Raw genomic sequence first — 14,895 nt, forward strand, 5'->3', positions numbered from 1 at the left:
GGGTGTAGTCTTTGCACCGATAGGTTAGTGAGCACTCACTCACCGACAAGACGAGGAGGATACACGTATGGTAGGCGTCATTAAATTGTCAGGACTGACCAAGAAGTTTGGCCAACAAACGGTGCTCAACGGCGTGAACCTGGACTTACAACCTGGGGAGATTTTGGGCCTCATTGGTCCCTCAGGTGCGGGCAAGTCCACGGTCATCAAAACGACACTGGGGATGGAAATCGCTGATAGCGGGAGTGCGCAGGTTTACGGCGCAACCATGCCTAACCGCGCGCTACTGGGGCAAATTGGCTATATGGCGCAATCCGATGCGTTATACACCACACTTACGGGCCGTGAAAACCTCCAGTTTTTTGCGGTGATGAAGAGTCTACCCCAGGATACGCTGACTGCCGAGATCGACCGGGTGGCCCAGGTAGTTGACCTCACTGGTGATCTGGACAAACGGGTATCTGGTTACTCTGGTGGGATGATGCGGCGGTTGTCATTGGCGATTGCCTTACTCCATTCACCACGGTTATTGGTGCTTGATGAGCCGACTGTCGGCATTGACCCCGCCTTGCGGTTACGCATCTGGGACGAATTGCGGCGCGCCGTGGCGGCTGGTAGCAGCGTGCTCATCACGACCCACGTTATGGACGAGGCGGAGAAGTGTGACCGGGTGGCGCTATTGCTAGGCGGCAAAGTTATGGCGTTTGACGCCCCGAATAAATTGGAAGCTGATTATCAAGTGGACACGGTTGAAGAGGTATTTTTGAAGGCGGAGGGCGAACTATAATGCGACGAGTAATTAAATTAATGCGGCGAATTGCCAAGGAATTGCTGCGGGATCCGCGGACCCTCGCGTTAGTCTTTGTTGCCCCGGTCCTGGTAATGTGGTTGATGAGCGTGGTTTTCTCAGTGAACTCCACGACGCACGTGGATGTGGCTACGGTGGGCGTGCAAAGCAGCCTGCGGACCCAACTGAATGACGTAAAACACGTTAGTGCCCACAAGTACACGACGAACCGGTCCGCAAAGGCTGCCTTGAAGTCGGGTAAAGTGGATGCCATCGTCAAGGAGCACGACAGTCGGTTTGACGTCACATACGCCAACACTGATTCGACCAAGACCAGCATGACCAAGCTGGCCTTCCAAAGTAGCATGACGTCTACTACGCTGAAGGAGTTAAGCGCCAAAGTGACTAAGTTGGCTATGGCGAATGCCACGTTGCAGGCGAAGATGCAAGCACAGGTGGCTGCTCAGGGTGCCACTAGTACCACGCCAACCACAACTGCTGGTAAGACTAAACAGACGACCAAGGCCGTTAAGGTACACAACCACTATGTGTACGGGGATAGTAATACCAGTTACTTTGACAAGATCATGCCAATCATGATGGCGTTCTTCGTGTTCCTGTTTGTCTTCTTGGTTTCAGGTATGGCGTTGCTTAAGGAACGGTCAACGGGGACACTGGATCGTGTGTTGGCCACCCCGGTGCGGCGTAGCGAAATTGTCCTGGGCTATTTGGGCACCTACGGGATTCTGGCCTTATTACAGACAGTTGTCATCGTCATTTCGACGGTGTGGTTGCTCAACGTTGAGGTTGTCGGCAACCTAGCCAATGTGATACTCGTCAACGTGCTGGTTGCGTTTGTGGCGGTGACAGCTGGCATTTTCCTGTCCACTTTGGCGGCATCCGAATTCCAAATGATGCAATTTCTGCCCATCGTGCTGGTGCCGCAGATCTTCCTGTCGGGGTTGATTCCGTTGGACGCGCTACCCAAGTGGTTGGACTACTTCAGCTACATTTTTCCGATACGCTACGCGGCCGACGCACAAAATGCCATTATTTTTAATGGTGACGGTTTGAGCAAGATCTGGGTCGACCTAGTGGTATTACTGGCCTTTGCGTCGTACTCGCCGCGTTAAACGTGGTCGGTTTGAAACGCTACCGCAAAGTTTAAAGACGACAAAACTGGAATTGGCCGCCCGGTGGTAAACTGACTAGAGGGTGATGTGCACATCCAGTTAATACGAATTGATCAACCAATTTGGGGGTACAAACATGACGGAGTCAACGAATAATGTGTTTATGGACTACCGTGAGTGGGTGGCAGCGCAACCCATGCCGCCGGGGAAGCGCAAGGCGCTCCTAGCGGGATTGGCGGTATTCGCGGCTAACGGTTACGATGGCGCCAGCACGCAGCAAATTGCGGATGCGGCAGGCATTAGTCAGGCCACGATTTTCAAGTATTTCAAAACCAAACGTGACCTATTGACGGCCATCGTTACCCCAATTATTACGAATATGTTTGGGGCGTACCAAAGCAGCTTTGTGGACCATTTACCAACAACGGATGATTTACAGACGTTGCTGGATTATGTGGTCACGGATCGGTTGCATTTTTTTGCAGGTCAACGCCGACGCTTTCGTGATTCTTTTCTCACAACTACTAACGAACCGGCACTTGCGTGAAGAAGGTTTCACCAAGTGGTTACAGCCAGATAATGGCAATGCCGCCGTGAACAAGGCGGTGGGCACGTTCAAGCATTTGCAGCAGGTGGGCCAAATTCGCCCAGAAATGACGGTTGGCGATGTCATCCGGGCCATCGCGGGACCATTGTTCATTTACTTCTTGCAAGGACACCTGCTCGGTCAGCTTGGTCCTACCGACACGGCCCGCGACTTAGCAGTGCTCAAGCGTACCATTTACAACAGTATGGCCACGCACCCCATTACGGGTGGACCAGCCAAGTAGTTGCTCTCCAGTGACTTTCTGTGCCGATATTGTGCGCACGGACTGGTGATGGTGTTAAAATTACTTTACGTGACCAAAAGGGAATGCCAGCGGTGGGACAATATCACACCGCTGGTTGCAGTTTATGGTCATGTTGTGTTATACCGCTGTATGGTCCAACCTAGCGGCAAATGAACCGCTTTACTTGGCTCTGGCCAAGAATTTGTGTTGTGGCAACGCAACACCACTTTTAGATGAGGTGACAAGCAGATGAGTGAACAAGTTCAGCGTGACGCCAAGAAGACGCCGCAGGACTACGCCAAGGAACCAGTGGCGACGGTCTATCACGACTTTGGTACCAGCGCTGCAGGTCTCGCCAGTGATGAAGCTGCTAAGCGACTCCGTCAGTACGGGCCAAACGAAATTCAGAAGAGCAAAAAGCAATCTCAGCTAAAAGCCTTCTTGAAGAACTTTACGAGCCTGATGGCCTGGCTACTCTGGGTCGGCGGTATTATCGCCGTAGTAGCCGGAATGTTGGAACTGGGGATTGCCATTTGGGCAGTCAATATCATTAACGGGGTGTTCAGCTTCTGGCAGGAACACGCCGCCCAAAAGGCGACCGATTCGTTGATGAAGATGTTACCCACCTATGTAAATGTGCATCGGGATGGGCAACTCAAACAGATCGAAACTACTGAGTTGGTACCCGGCGATGTCTTTGACCTGCAGGCTGGTGACGCCGTGCCGGCGGACGCCATGCTGATTCAGGCTAGTTCGATGCAGGTCGACCAGTCCGCGCTCACGGGGGAATCTGTTCCCGAAAGCAAGAGCGTGGATTACGATCCGGGTGAAGGTCAGTTTGCCGAAGCCAACCTGATCTATGAAGGTACCAATGTTGGTGCCGGGACCGGGACGGCTGTGGCGCTGGCAACGGGGATGACGACCGAATTTGGGAAGATTGCCCAGCTGACGCAGCAACAGTCCCACCAGGACAGCCCGCTGACGCTGGAACTCAACCGGCTGACCCGGCAGTTGTCGATGATCGCCATTGGTATTGGGATCCTCTTTTTCATCCTGGCTATCTTTGTGGTTAAATACCCAGTGGCCAAATCCTTTATCTTTGCCTTGGGGATGATCGTGGCGTTCATTCCTGAAGGGTTATTGCCAACCGTGACGTTGTCCCTGGCCCAAGGGGTGCAGCGCATGGCCAAGAAGCACGCCCTGGTCAAGGACCTGAACTCCGTAGAAACTCTGGGTGAGACGACGGTCATTTGTTCCGATAAGACCGGGACCTTAACTCAGAACCAAATGACGGTCAACCACATCTGGCTACCGTTCCGTGAATACGGCGTGAAGGGGACTGGCTACGTCGCCAACGGGAAGATCCTGCGGCGGGGACACCACGTCCACCTCAAGGACGAACCAGAACTGAAAACATTACTTGAAATTTCCGCCATTGATAACGATACCCGCGTCCAGCCGGGGGATGATCCCCAGGGTGCCCCGAAACTATTAGGGACGCCAACCGAAGCTGCCATGATCATCATGGCCGAAAAGGGCGGCATAGACGCAGATGATCTCAACAAGCAGATGCCGCGCGTGAAGGAACTGACCTTTGATTCCGTCCGTAAGCGGATGTCAACGATCAACAAACTTCCTGATGGCAGTTTGCGGATCAACGTCAAGGGATCACTGGGCGACATGTTGACCCAGTGTGCTACCGTCTTGGACAAAGGCGAGACCATCCGGCCCATCACGGATGCTGATAAAAAGGCAGCCATGAAGGCGGAACAGGAATATGCCGAATCTGGGTTGCGGACACTGGCTGTAGCCTACCGGGATATTCCGGCGGACCAGGTGCCGGCCAACCTGGACGACCTGACGATCGACAACTGTGAAACAAACCTCACGCTCGTGGGGCAGGCAGCCATGGCCGACCCAGCCCGTCCGGAGATTTTCCAGGCGGTCAAGGAATGCCACGACGCGTCGATTCGGATCATCATGGTTACTGGTGACAGTCCGGTGGTGGCACGCAACGTGGCGGCGCAAATTGGCATTGTCTCTAGCAACCAGGCCCGGGTCATTACTGGTAGCGAGCTGGCTGCGATGAGCAAAGACGATTTGAAGGCGGCCTTCAAGGACGAACTCATCTTTGCCCGCGTTGCACCAGAACAGAAGTACAAGATCGTTTCCACCCTGCAAGAAATGGGTGAAATCGTTGCGTCTACTGGTGACGGGGTCAACGACGCCCCAGCCCTCAAGAAGGCTAACATTGGTGTGGCCATGGGGGTTACCGGGACCGACGTGGCTAAAGATGCCGCTGACATGGTGCTGACGGACGATAACTTTGCGTCCATCGTCGCTGCCATTGAGGAAGGCCGGACCGTCTACAGCAACATCCAGAAGTTCTTGACCTACATCCTGAACTCAAATGTGGGTGAAGCCATTCCGTCCGTGCTGTTCCTGCTCAGCCGTGGGTTGATTCCATTACCATTAACCGTTATGCAGATTCTGACCATCGACCTGGGGACCGATATGCTTCCGGCATTGGGCCTGGGGGCTGAACGGGCTGAACCCGGAGCCATGAAGGAACCGCCACGTTCACAGACGTCACACTTGCTGACGAAGAACGTGTTGTGGCGCGCCTTTGCCTGGTACGGAATGATTGGGGCCCTGGTTTCCACCTGTGGCTACTTCTTCGTCAACTACCTGGCTGGTTGGCCAAGTGTGGCCCTGGCGGCCGACGGTACCCGTGGTTATATCACGGCGACGACGATGACGTTGGCCTGTGTCATCTTTGTACAGATGGCCAACGTAATGAACTGCCGGACGCGCAACGCGTCGGTCTTCAGTATTGGCATCTGGAAGAACTTCAAGATCAACGTCGGGATCGTGGTCGAATTCCTCATCCTGATTGCTTGATGCACGCACCAATTTTGCAGGACGTGTTCCAGACCGGGCCGTTGCACTGGCAGGAGTGGGTCTTCCTCGCCTGCATCCCACTACCGGTGTTCTTCATTGAGGAACTCCGTAAAAAGATTGTGCGGGGGCGGCGTTCGTCAGCACAAGTGGAGTAGGTTCAAGTACGACATTTAGGTATCATAAAGAAATAGCGTTTCTGGGCGACGGTGAATCTGTTGCCTAGAAATGCTTTTTTTGGTGGTGGGCATTTTAACAGCCCACTGGTTGATGTTATATTTAAGTTATCGGCGACGTGTCGTTGCTGGGGTGAAGTAGTAAAATTAACGGTGAGGACGGTACCCAAGAGTGTAGAATTGGGTGGCAATACGTTACACGTGAGGAGGCAGGTGCGGTGCAGTTAGGTAAGGTACGTTGGTATGATGCCGGAGTGGGCCGTGGCATCATTGATGCGGATGATGGCAAAGTTGTTTTTTTTGCCGTACCACGCCATTGAGGGTACCGATATTAGTCGCTTCCAACTGACCGAAAAACAGCGTGTGGAATTTGACCTGACCAACGAGGCGTTCAGTTTTGACGGCTTAACCGGCCAGTACCGCGCGACCCGGATGCGGCCCGTTAAGTAGGAGTGTAGTTAGATGCGTAAACAAAGCACAAGCTCGATTGTGGGCTTGTGCTTTTTGCTCCTGTTATTCGGGGCTGTAATGGGGAAGCTTGCTCGCTGCGGTGAGGTACGTCTTGCCAGTCCTTATGCTGACTGGTGGTTTCGTGCCATTGCTTTGGTGTTGGTCGCGGTAATGACTTTGCGAATGGCTCGGGCCAACGCGACCCCGTCGTGTGCCGCGAGGTGTTCTACCCGCATGACGTTATCACCAAAGGTGTGCATGACGTTTTCGGCATTATCGGTATATCGCGCTTCCTCCGAAAAGTCCACATAATTGGGTCTGATTTTTTTGTTCGTGGTGCAAGTAATACCGGTCATGGCACCGCTTACCGATAATTTACGTTATAATCGAAGGATAGACTTTTGATATGTTACTGGTGGTACCGGCGGCGTTGACCGTGAGGTGCTACCAGGGAGGAGGGTGTCATGACGATAAAAATGGTTGCAGTTGATATCAATGATACGCTGCTCAATTCACAGGGACAGATGACTGACACCACGGCCGTTGTTTTACAACAGGCTACTAGTCGCGGTGTGAAGGTGGTGCTCACCACTAGTCGCCCATTGTTTGGCATCCGGTCATATTTGCGTGAACTAAATTTGCATGGTGATACCCAGTATGCCATCACTTATAATGGGGCGTTATTGCAAACGCTGACGGGACGGGTACTTAAAGGGCACACCATGCGCCGGGATGATATTGCCACGGTGGCGGAGTTTAGCGTCGCCCACCACATGCACTTTCACTTTCTAGATGAGCAAGGGCATAACTACGTCACCGATAGTTACATTAACCCGTACACGGTACGGCAGGCAGCGGCGAATCACGCTGGCATTCACCACGTGTCGCTGGCGGATATTAGCCCTGATTTTCACGCGGCCAAAATTGTGTTGGCGGGTAATCCGGCCGATATCAGCGCGGTCCAAATGCAATGCATCAACCAGCTAGGGGCGCACTACTACATCGTGCGGACGCGACCGTACTTCATTGAAATTATGAGCCAAACTGCCAACAAGGGCACGGCATTGACCGACCTCGGCGCATACCTCGGAATTGCGGCTGAAGAAACGATGGCCATTGGGGACGGAATGAACGATTTACCCATGTTGGCCAGCGTGGGCGTCCCGGTGGCGATGGGCAATGCGCGGCGAGCGCTGCCACCTTTGTGACTAGCGATAACGATCACAACGGGGTGGCACGCGCCATCCGGCGGTACGTTCTGGGTGTATAATGCGGGCAACGATATTATGAGCAAAGGTAGGTTGAATTCATGACAAAGTTTAGTTTGGATAATGACACCACGTTAACGTACGGTGCCGCGACGGCGCCGGAATCCATCATCGCAATTATTAATCTCGGTTGTGGTGATACGCGTAACTGGTTGGCCCAGGTGCACGAGGACCTGGAAGCGGCCGTGGCCGCGGGTAAGTTGCAGGTACACCTCAAGTTTTGGAATAAGCAGAAGGAGCCATTGCGCGCGGGGAACATTGCCAACGGCTACATTGATTATGCTGATCCTCAAGCGGCTTTGCGCTTGGTGCGGGCGGTGTTCACGCACCAGGATGAGTTGAAGGCGGCTCCGTCCGTTGCGGACTACTTGACCAGCACGTACCACGTGCAGCGACAGGCCAATGCGGACCAAGTCGCGGCCACGGTGGCAGCTGAGGTGGCGGCTAATGGTGTGACCAGTTTGCCCACCGTCGTTTATCACGACCGCCTATATTTCGATGACACGTTAGCGGATCTGCCACACTTTGCTTAAGGTGGGGATGGAGGCAGCACATGACCGACTTGGGTCCCTTACTCATTAAGGGCGGTGTGATTGGTGCTTTGCTGGTTTTGGTCACTTGGTGTCAGTGGGGCCAGGTGGTCAATGGGCTCCTCATTGCCTTGGCCATTGTGATGGTATGGATCCCAAATGGGTGGCTCCGGTGGCGACGGTAAAAAAATAAACTGCGACCAATAGCGACTGTGCCCCATAGGTTGTGTCCTTTGCACAATATACAAAAAGGCGTCGACGATTTTTCGTCGGCGCCTTGCTTTTGTTCCGCCTAATCAGCTAGTCTTTGTCGCGAATTACAGTGCGTAGTTCGTTGATGAATTCGATTGGATGGCGGGTTGCCCGTGAAACGTACTTGATGTTCAACAGGTCGTGCGTGGAGAGGTTGTGGGAAATGGAGTTCTTCCCGTACGTCCCAGTGCCCAAAGTCAATGATGGGGTGAGGCCGTTGAACAACCCACCGATACCCCCAAGTGAACCTGGGGTGTTGATCAGGATGCGGCAGGAAGGCATCTGATCGCCAAAGCGGCTAATTACGTCTTCATCAGTGGTGTGCAGTACCGCCGTGTGGCCAAGACCACCGTAGTTGAGAATGCCCAGGCACAGCTGGAAGGCTGCACTCTGCGTGTTAGCGATGTACATGGACAGCACTGGTGACAGCTTTTCGCCAGACAGCGGGTAGTTTACACCGATACCATCAAGCTTGCCAATCAGTAACTGGGTACCAGCAGGTACCTTGATGCCAGCCATTTCCGCAATTTTTTTCAGCGGACTGACCAGCAACAGGGCCACGAACCGTGTGGCGCTGCGGGTCGATCACGGCATCCGCCAGCTTGTCGACTTCGTTATCCGGAACGAAGTAGGCGTGCTGCTTTTCGAACTCGGCTTTGACCTCATCCAGAATGTCGCGGTCAACGACCAAACTGTTTTCACTGGCACAAATCATCCCGTTGTCAAACGTCTTACTCATCATGATGTCCGCAACAGCGGCCTTCACGTCGGCAGTCTTTTCAATGTAAACCGGAGCGTTACCAGGGCCCACACCCAAAGCGGGCTTACCCGTAGAGTAAGCGGCCTTGACCATACCGGGACCACCAGTAGCGAGCACAATGGCCACACCAGGGTGGTTCATCAGGCGTTGGAAGCCTCGATACTTGGCTTGGAGATCCAACCAATCAGACCCTTAGGTGCGCCGGCAGCTTCAGCAGCGTTAGCCATCAACCGGGCAGTGGCGATCCCACATTCGAGGGCTTGTGGGTGCAAACTGAAGATGATGGCGTTGCGCGTCTTAAGTGCCAGCAGGATCTTGAAGATTACGGTCGAGGTGGGGTTGGTCACGGGCGTGACCCCCGCAATAACACCAAGGGGTTCGGCAATTTCGGTTACCTTCTTGACGGGGTCGTCGGCGATGACGCCAACGGTCTTGTCATCCTTGATGGCCTTCCAGATATACTGAGCAGCGTAAATGTTCTTGATGGCCTTGTCTTCGGACTTGCCACGGCCGGTTTCCCGGTATGCGAGTTCGCCCAGTTCCTTGGCGTGAGCGGCAGCGGCCTGAACCATTGCCTCACAAATCGCGTCGACTTGCTCTTGACTAAAATGCTGATACTCGTTAAATGCGGCCTGGGCAGTTGCCACAAGGTCGTTGATGCTTGCTTCTACGTCGGATACTTCCTGTTTTTCCATAGTTGCTTGCGCCATAGTCATCTTCCTTTGCTTGCGAATGAGTTTTTACATCTAATCCAATTACAATAATAGTCCTGCAAATTGTCCTTGTAAACGCTCAGTGAAAACTTCACAATCGCACTTGCTGCGGGACAAAAAGTGCCCACCGTTGGCAGGCTGAAGCCTATCCCATGATTCAGAAAATCGCTTACAAGGTTGCGGGTGGTGATGGGTTAACCGGGGGGTGCCGAGACGGTTCATGGTAGAATAAGGGGACAGACAAACTTTGGGAGGTTGAAGATATGGTGGTTGTAATTTCAGATGTAGTGGCGGCTGAAGTCGTTAGTGCTGTGGGTACCCCCGCACTGCAGGTGACCGTGGTGCTAAACGATGGCACCACCGGCGTGGCCACCGTGGCGACTCCTGGGCGGCACGACGGTGGACCGGGTGTTGGTTTACTGGATGGCGGTGATCGGCTGCACGGTTTGGGCGTGCTCAAAGCCGTGAACCACGTCAACACCACGTTGCACGACGAACTACGTGGACAGTCGCCCTTTAACCAGCGACAACGTGATGCCACCATCGCCGACGCGACGGTACCGACGACTGGCACCGTCTCGGGGTCAACGCCACCTTTGCGACCTCACTGGCGATTGCTCGGGCCGCCGCGAACTTTGAGGGTGTGCCATTGTACCGTTACCTCGGGGGGGTCGTAGCGGTTGGTCCGCGGCCCGCGGTGCCCCTTGCGCGTGATGGCGCTGACTTCCAGGCGCTATACAGCGTGGCAACGCCTAACGGTCCCCTGGGCGTCGCGTTGACCGACGTGCTGGCCGACCAGTTGGCTGCACCAGATGGTGGGCCTAACGCGCACCTGGCTGACCTGGTGGTTGCTATTCGTGCCCAGCGTGATGACGTCGTGCTTGTAGCCGTTGGCGCCACGGATACGGTGCCAGGCGTTACCAACCTGACAGCTTTGGCCGCGCCGTTAGCGACGTACGGCACCGTGACTGGCGCGCTGGTGGCTCTGCGTGGTGGCCAGCAAGTGGTGCAGCACGTGGCCGCGGATACGGATCCGTACGCTGCCGACTTGGCGGCCGCCCTAATGCGGCCGAGTCTGATCGTGCCGTCACGTGGTGGTAGCCAGGCGCACGTGATGAACCGGCTCCTGACGATTGGCCGGGAAATGGCGGCCGACTCTTAGTTAGACGGGACAATGCATTATTGCAACATTAATCTGGGTCAAATAAAGGACCAAGGTTTGTACTGACACGCGTACGTGTCGGTGCTCACCGTGGTCCTTTTGGTTTAACTAATAGCGTTATTAACGTAAGCTTTGAGGTCGGCACCCTGCTTACCGTCGCTAAGACCGACGATCAGCTTGATACGCGCCTTTTGCCCGTTCAGGCCCTGGCAAAAGATGATGCCCATCTTTTCCAGTTCGACGCCGCCGCCCTCATAATCATAGAAGCCTTCCGCCACCCCGTTAAAACAACGGGACACCAACACAATGGGCACGTGCCGGTCCAGCAACCGCTGGAGACCGGGCAAAGTTGCTGGCGGCAGGTTGCCGGCACCAAGGGCTTCAATGACCAGTCCGTTAGTGTTCTTCGGGAGGGCGTCGAACAACGTAGCGTCCATGCCCGCATACGCTTTGAGCAGGAAGACGTTAGGCACCACGTTATCAATGAGGCAGGCTTCCTGGTTGATCAATTCCTGGAAGAAGCGGACCCCATCCTTGGTCACCAACCCGATGGGCCCAAAGGTAGGTGTGCGGAACGTGGCGACGTTAGTGGTGTGGGTCTTGGTCACAAAGCGGGCCGTGTGGATCTCATCGTTCATCACCACCAGGCATCCTTTGTGCCGCGATTCGGGACTGGCCGCGGTACGAATGGCAGTGATGAAGTTGTACAGGCCGTCACTGCCGATTTCGTTGCTGGAACGCATGGCACCGGTGACGACCACCGGGATGGTGCTATCCAGCGTGAGGTCGAGGAAGTACGCGGTTTCCTCCAACGTGTCCGTACCGTGGGTGACCACGACGCCGTCGACGCCGTTAGCTTCAGCACGGCGAATTCGCTGGGCCAGCTCCAGCATGAGTTCCGGCGTCATGTGGGGAGAGGGTAGGTTGAAAATTTCCTCGGCGGTGACGTGGATGTCGGCACCCAACTGGTCGACCTGGCCCATGAGCGGGTTTTCCGCGCTGGGGGCCACATCACCCGCCGCGTTGGCGGTCATCGAAATGGTGCCGCCTGTGTGTAGAACCAAAATATTAGTCATTAATAGTTACTCCTTTGACGGAAATTGTGTCCGTGTTTTAGTGTATGCCGAAACGCGGGTGAAGGGAACCGTCTCTCCCAACGAACAAGGCTAAATATATAGCGACTGGTCCGCCACGGTTGTTGGTGGGGTTGGAAACTGTCATAATGGTATAAATTTGTAGCAACGTATCCTGGGAATGGGGCACAATTAATGAAGAAACTGCAACTGGCTGGCGGAATTGTCGGCGTCATCCTGATAACCGCGTTGGGCGTGGGTGGCTACGTAAGCTTACACCATAGTGCTCAGCAGCATCGTCACCAACAGACATCGGCACTGACGGCATCGCGCCAGATTTTAGGTGCCCGCCAGACCTTTTGGCGACAACAGGGCAAGGTGACCGCTCAGGCTAGTAACAAGGGCCATCTGCAAGCTTTTCAGTACGCGCAAAATGCGACCATGGGCTCCACATGGATTTTTCACCGCGGGCAGTTAGGTGGGTACACCCGCATCAATTATCAGGAACTGAAGGCGCGGCTACGGAAAACAGATGCGGAGGCAGGGTCGACCGGTACTGCCTACCACTTTGCCACCATCAAGCAACTTAACCAGGCGTTGGCCAAGGCGAAGGCACACATTACCATTCGCCATTACAGCGATTTGTCCTACTATCGCGACGGGACCGTCAGCGTTCAGAATAACGGCTTTATTGCTAGCGGGCACCACCTGTACGCGTTGTCGATGGCATACGGGCAGAGTAGTGCTGAGCTGGGTGGTGTGGAGATGGCGCAGGTCTTCACGGACAAAGGGTTTACGGCGCCACGCCACCATCTCGGTAACCGGCAGATTGCGGGCAATTGGGTAGACAACGAGTACGACGCCCTACAGGTTCGTGACGGTCAGTTATATGTGACTGGTGGTAGTGGCAATTTTACGAGTGTTAGCCGCACGAACGTAGAAGACCTAGCTAAGCAATCGGCCACGTCGTTATACGCGAGTCGTTACCCTACGCAGGTGGCCACGGCCATGTATGCGGGTTACACCATCCCCCAAGCGACTGCGCGGGTGCTGGTGATCAGGAATATATGTACTTATTTCTGTCATCAACCAAGATGGTACGGCTCAAGGACGGCCACGCCACCGTGTTCCACAAGAGTACGGCCAAAAGTGTCGCGGATGATGCCCATGTAGATGCGCACGTGCGGCGGGTCTTTGCGGCTGCGGACCGGCAACGGCAGGCACGTACGCGGATGCTGTCTCCACGTTGGATGACGGTACCTACGAAGTGGTGTTTGTGCACACCTTGAACATGTTCACGCAGACTAACTACATGGATCAGCGCGACTACCAGCAGGCCACCATCCATGATGGTCAGGTGACTTTTAAGGAAATGTAGCGCGCTGGCGCCAACGACTAGCTGTGGTCGCCTTACCGCGCTTAACTACAGAGGGGACGTTGCCACTAGACACACGCGTTGGTGTCTGGCGGTAACGTCCCCCTTTATATGCAGATATTTATTTATGTCGGTTAGTGCGCCAATAGTGGCACAGCACCGCAGCGATGAAGACAATGCCCACCACGAGCGGAATGCGGGTGCTAGGGTTGATGCCCATGAAGATGACGACGATGCCCAGGAAAATGAGGGTCAGGTAGTTACTCCACGGTGAGAACGGCATCCGGAATTGGTGTTCGCCGGCGACGATGGGGTGCTGCTTGCGAAACTGAATTTGGCTCAGCAAGATGACCACCCAGGGGATCAGCCCCGGCAGTACGCTGGAACTGTACACGATGACGAACAGGTTCTTGGTGCCCGGCCAGAGTAGCGGCACGATGAAGTTTAGTACCACGCCGATGCCGATACCGGCTGCAATTGTGACAACGGGCCAGAACGGAACCCCGTGGCGGTTCAGTTTGGTGAGACGGTGCGGTAGCTGCCCGGTTTCTGCCAGGGTGTAGCCCATACGGCTAGCACTGTAGATACCGGAGTTCGCACCAGACAGCGCGGCGGTGACCACGACAAAGTTGATGATTGTGGCGGCGGCCCCGATGCCGACTTTGGCAAAGGTTTCCACGAAGGGCGAACCGATTGTGCCGAGCTGATTCCACGGGTAGACCGTGACGATGACGAAGATGGCGCCAACGTAAAAGATCAGGATGCGACCAACCGTGGACTGGATGGACTTCACGATGGTTGGCTGCGGGTTTTCCGCCTCCCCGGCGGTGATGCCGATGAGTTCGACCCCCTGGTACGACGCGACGACGATGGCGAGGGCAAAGACGAAGCCGCTCACACCGCCGGTGAAGAACCCACCATGACTCCAGAGGTTGCTGAGGCCGATGGCGTAGCCACCGTTACCAAAACCAAAGAAGATCAACCCGATCCCGGCGACGATCATTAGGATAATGGTCACGACTTTGACCATGGCAAACCAAAACTCCAGCTCACCAAACGCTTTCACGGAAATGAGGTTAGCGATGGTCAGTAACAGTAACGCGACCAGGCCGGGAATCCATTGGGGCAGGTGCGGCCACCAGAATTCAAAGTAACTGCCGATGGCGATCATTTCCGACATGCCCACAACGAGAAACTGAAAAATGTTAGCCCAGGCGGTCAGGTAACCAAAGACAGGGTGCAGGTAGTCAGAGGCAAACGAGGCAAAGCTGCCAGTCACGGGGTGGGCGTACAGCATTTCTCCGAGGGCCCGCATAATAAAGTAGAGGAATAACCCCGCCACCGCGTACGCGAGCATGACGCTAGGACCGGTCCACTGAATGGTGGACGCTGAGCCCATGAAGAGGCCGACACCAATCGTGCCGCCCAGGGCAATCATCTGCATGTGACGAGAACTGAGTTTACGTTGCATTGGGGATACTCCTATCT

The 14,895-nt window shown here is 54.8% G+C and carries 16 protein-coding genes and 3 pseudogenes; 13 read left to right on the forward strand and 6 right to left on the reverse strand.

Features of this window, described 5'->3' with window-relative positions:
• Positions 1-67 precede the first annotated feature (67 nt).
• From JCM13996_RS07880 to JCM13996_RS07905, 6 genes and pseudogenes are all read left to right on the forward strand, one after another.
• Positions 68-787 carry an ABC transporter ATP-binding protein gene (locus JCM13996_RS07880; RefSeq protein ID WP_054750714.1) on the forward strand — a complete coding sequence of 240 codons (720 nt, stop codon included), beginning with the start codon at positions 68-70 and terminating at the stop codon, positions 785-787.
• Positions 787-1,955: pseudogene (locus JCM13996_RS07885) on the forward strand (ABC transporter permease). Before JCM13996_RS07880 ends, JCM13996_RS07885 begins: the two are co-directional and overlap by 1 nt.
• A 101-nt stretch (positions 1,956-2,056) precedes the next feature.
• Positions 2,057-2,467: a TetR/AcrR family transcriptional regulator gene (locus JCM13996_RS07890; protein ID WP_054750715.1), complete on the forward strand. Its 411-nt coding sequence runs from the start codon at positions 2,057-2,059 to the stop codon at positions 2,465-2,467.
• Positions 2,460-2,750, forward strand: a complete 291-nt coding sequence (locus JCM13996_RS07895; RefSeq protein WP_054750716.1) for a hypothetical protein — start codon at positions 2,460-2,462, stop codon at positions 2,748-2,750. Before JCM13996_RS07890 ends, JCM13996_RS07895 begins: the two co-directional genes overlap by 8 nt.
• 249 nt (positions 2,751-2,999) lie before the next feature.
• A pseudogene (locus JCM13996_RS07900) lies at positions 3,000-5,806 on the forward strand (cation-translocating P-type ATPase).
• A 279-nt stretch (positions 5,807-6,085) separates the two neighbouring features.
• The gene (locus tag JCM13996_RS07905; protein WP_156321917.1) at positions 6,086-6,274 is read left to right on the forward strand and encodes a hypothetical protein; all 189 of its coding nucleotides are present in this window, start codon (positions 6,086-6,088) and stop codon (positions 6,272-6,274) included.
• 122 nt (positions 6,275-6,396) lie between these two features.
• On the opposite strand, the gene JCM13996_RS07910 is transcribed toward JCM13996_RS07905, so the two are convergent.
• Positions 6,397-6,582, reverse strand: coding sequence for a hypothetical protein (locus tag JCM13996_RS07910; RefSeq protein WP_156321918.1), 186 nt, complete (start codon positions 6,580-6,582; stop codon positions 6,397-6,399).
• 156 nt (positions 6,583-6,738) lie between these two features.
• Here JCM13996_RS07910 and JCM13996_RS07915 point away from each other — a divergent pair, with 156 nt between their 5' ends.
• From JCM13996_RS07915 to JCM13996_RS10950, 3 genes are all read left to right on the forward strand, one after another.
• Positions 6,739-7,482: a Cof-type HAD-IIB family hydrolase gene (locus JCM13996_RS07915; RefSeq protein WP_056969683.1), complete on the forward strand. Its 744-nt coding sequence runs from the start codon at positions 6,739-6,741 to the stop codon at positions 7,480-7,482.
• A gap of 101 nt (positions 7,483-7,583) precedes the next feature.
• Positions 7,584-8,075 (forward strand): thioredoxin domain-containing protein, encoded by a 492-nt coding sequence (locus JCM13996_RS07920; protein ID WP_054750720.1) that lies wholly within the window; start codon positions 7,584-7,586, stop codon positions 8,073-8,075.
• A 20-nt stretch (positions 8,076-8,095) separates the two neighbouring features.
• Positions 8,096-8,257 carry a hypothetical protein gene (locus JCM13996_RS10950; protein ID WP_156321919.1) on the forward strand — a complete coding sequence of 54 codons (162 nt, stop codon included), beginning with the start codon at positions 8,096-8,098 and terminating at the stop codon, positions 8,255-8,257.
• 115 nt (positions 8,258-8,372) lie between these two features.
• On the opposite strand, the gene JCM13996_RS11905 is transcribed toward JCM13996_RS10950, so the two are convergent.
• The 3 genes from JCM13996_RS11905 to JCM13996_RS12505 are packed head-to-tail and all read right to left on the reverse strand — an operon-like array spanning position 8,373 to position 9,794.
• Positions 8,373-8,876, reverse strand: a complete 504-nt coding sequence (locus JCM13996_RS11905; RefSeq protein WP_225353545.1) for an aldehyde dehydrogenase family protein — start codon at positions 8,874-8,876, stop codon at positions 8,373-8,375.
• On the reverse strand, positions 8,791-9,225 hold the full coding sequence (locus tag JCM13996_RS12500; RefSeq protein ID WP_054750722.1) for an aldehyde dehydrogenase family protein: 435 nt from the start codon (positions 9,223-9,225) through the stop codon (positions 8,791-8,793). Before JCM13996_RS12500 ends, JCM13996_RS11905 begins: the two co-directional genes overlap by 86 nt.
• Complete coding sequence (locus JCM13996_RS12505; RefSeq protein ID WP_054750723.1) at positions 9,225-9,794, reverse strand: aldehyde dehydrogenase family protein; 570 nt, start codon at positions 9,792-9,794, stop codon at positions 9,225-9,227. The genes JCM13996_RS12500 and JCM13996_RS12505 overlap by 1 nt, the downstream gene beginning before the upstream one ends.
• A gap of 266 nt (positions 9,795-10,060) precedes the next feature.
• On the opposite strand from JCM13996_RS12505, the pseudogene JCM13996_RS12510 reads away from it, so the two are divergent.
• A pseudogene (locus JCM13996_RS12510) lies at positions 10,061-10,401 on the forward strand (phosphopyruvate hydratase); the annotation flags it as partial.
• 45 nt (positions 10,402-10,446) lie between these two features.
• Positions 10,447-10,959 (forward strand): hypothetical protein, encoded by a 513-nt coding sequence (locus JCM13996_RS12515; protein ID WP_054750725.1) that lies wholly within the window; start codon positions 10,447-10,449, stop codon positions 10,957-10,959.
• Positions 10,960-11,063: 104 nt separating this feature from the next.
• On the opposite strand, the gene JCM13996_RS07950 is transcribed toward JCM13996_RS12515, so the two are convergent.
• A complete protein-coding gene (locus JCM13996_RS07950; RefSeq protein ID WP_054750726.1) occupies positions 11,064-12,035 on the reverse strand; it encodes an asparaginase in 972 nt (323 codons plus the stop codon).
• 192 nt (positions 12,036-12,227) lie between these two features.
• Between JCM13996_RS07950 and JCM13996_RS07955 the strand changes: the two genes are divergently transcribed.
• Both JCM13996_RS07955 and JCM13996_RS12520 read left to right on the forward strand, forming a co-directional pair.
• On the forward strand, positions 12,228-13,205 hold the full coding sequence (locus tag JCM13996_RS07955; RefSeq protein ID WP_054750727.1) for a hypothetical protein: 978 nt from the start codon (positions 12,228-12,230) through the stop codon (positions 13,203-13,205).
• Between the two features lie 73 nt (positions 13,206-13,278).
• The gene (locus tag JCM13996_RS12520; RefSeq protein WP_263848896.1) at positions 13,279-13,410 is read left to right on the forward strand and encodes a hypothetical protein; all 132 of its coding nucleotides are present in this window, start codon (positions 13,279-13,281) and stop codon (positions 13,408-13,410) included.
• A 118-nt stretch (positions 13,411-13,528) separates the two neighbouring features.
• Here JCM13996_RS12520 and JCM13996_RS07960 read toward each other — a convergent pair whose 3' ends face one another.
• Positions 13,529-14,878 carry an amino acid permease gene (locus JCM13996_RS07960; RefSeq protein ID WP_054750728.1) on the reverse strand — a complete coding sequence of 450 codons (1,350 nt, stop codon included), beginning with the start codon at positions 14,876-14,878 and terminating at the stop codon, positions 13,529-13,531.
• Positions 14,879-14,895 lie beyond the last annotated feature (17 nt).

Source organism: Lacticaseibacillus thailandensis DSM 22698 = JCM 13996, assembly GCF_001312865.1.
GTDB classification, from domain to species: domain Bacteria; phylum Bacillota; class Bacilli; order Lactobacillales; family Lactobacillaceae; genus Lacticaseibacillus; species Lacticaseibacillus thailandensis.

Coding starts and splice junctions, on each gene's coding strand:
- JCM13996_RS07880 (WP_054750714.1), top strand. CDS start 68: ATGGTAGGCGTCATTAAATTGTCAGGACTGACCAAGAAGTTTGGCCAA.
- JCM13996_RS07890 (WP_054750715.1), top strand. CDS start 2,057: ATGACGGAGTCAACGAATAATGTGTTTATGGACTACCGTGAGTGGGTG.
- JCM13996_RS07915 (WP_056969683.1), top strand. CDS start 6,739: ATGACGATAAAAATGGTTGCAGTTGATATCAATGATACGCTGCTCAAT.
- JCM13996_RS07920 (WP_054750720.1), top strand. CDS start 7,584: ATGACAAAGTTTAGTTTGGATAATGACACCACGTTAACGTACGGTGCC.
- JCM13996_RS10950 (WP_156321919.1), top strand. CDS start 8,096: ATGACCGACTTGGGTCCCTTACTCATTAAGGGCGGTGTGATTGGTGCT.
- JCM13996_RS12500 (WP_054750722.1), bottom strand. CDS start 9,225: ATGAACCACCCTGGTGTGGCCATTGTGCTCGCTACTGGTGGTCCCGGT.
- JCM13996_RS12505 (WP_054750723.1), bottom strand. CDS start 9,794: ATGGCGCAAGCAACTATGGAAAAACAGGAAGTATCCGACGTAGAAGCA.
- JCM13996_RS07950 (WP_054750726.1), bottom strand. CDS start 12,035: ATGACTAATATTTTGGTTCTACACACAGGCGGCACCATTTCGATGACC.
- JCM13996_RS07955 (WP_054750727.1), top strand. CDS start 12,228: ATGAAGAAACTGCAACTGGCTGGCGGAATTGTCGGCGTCATCCTGATA.
- JCM13996_RS07960 (WP_054750728.1), bottom strand. CDS start 14,878: ATGCAACGTAAACTCAGTTCTCGTCACATGCAGATGATTGCCCTGGGC.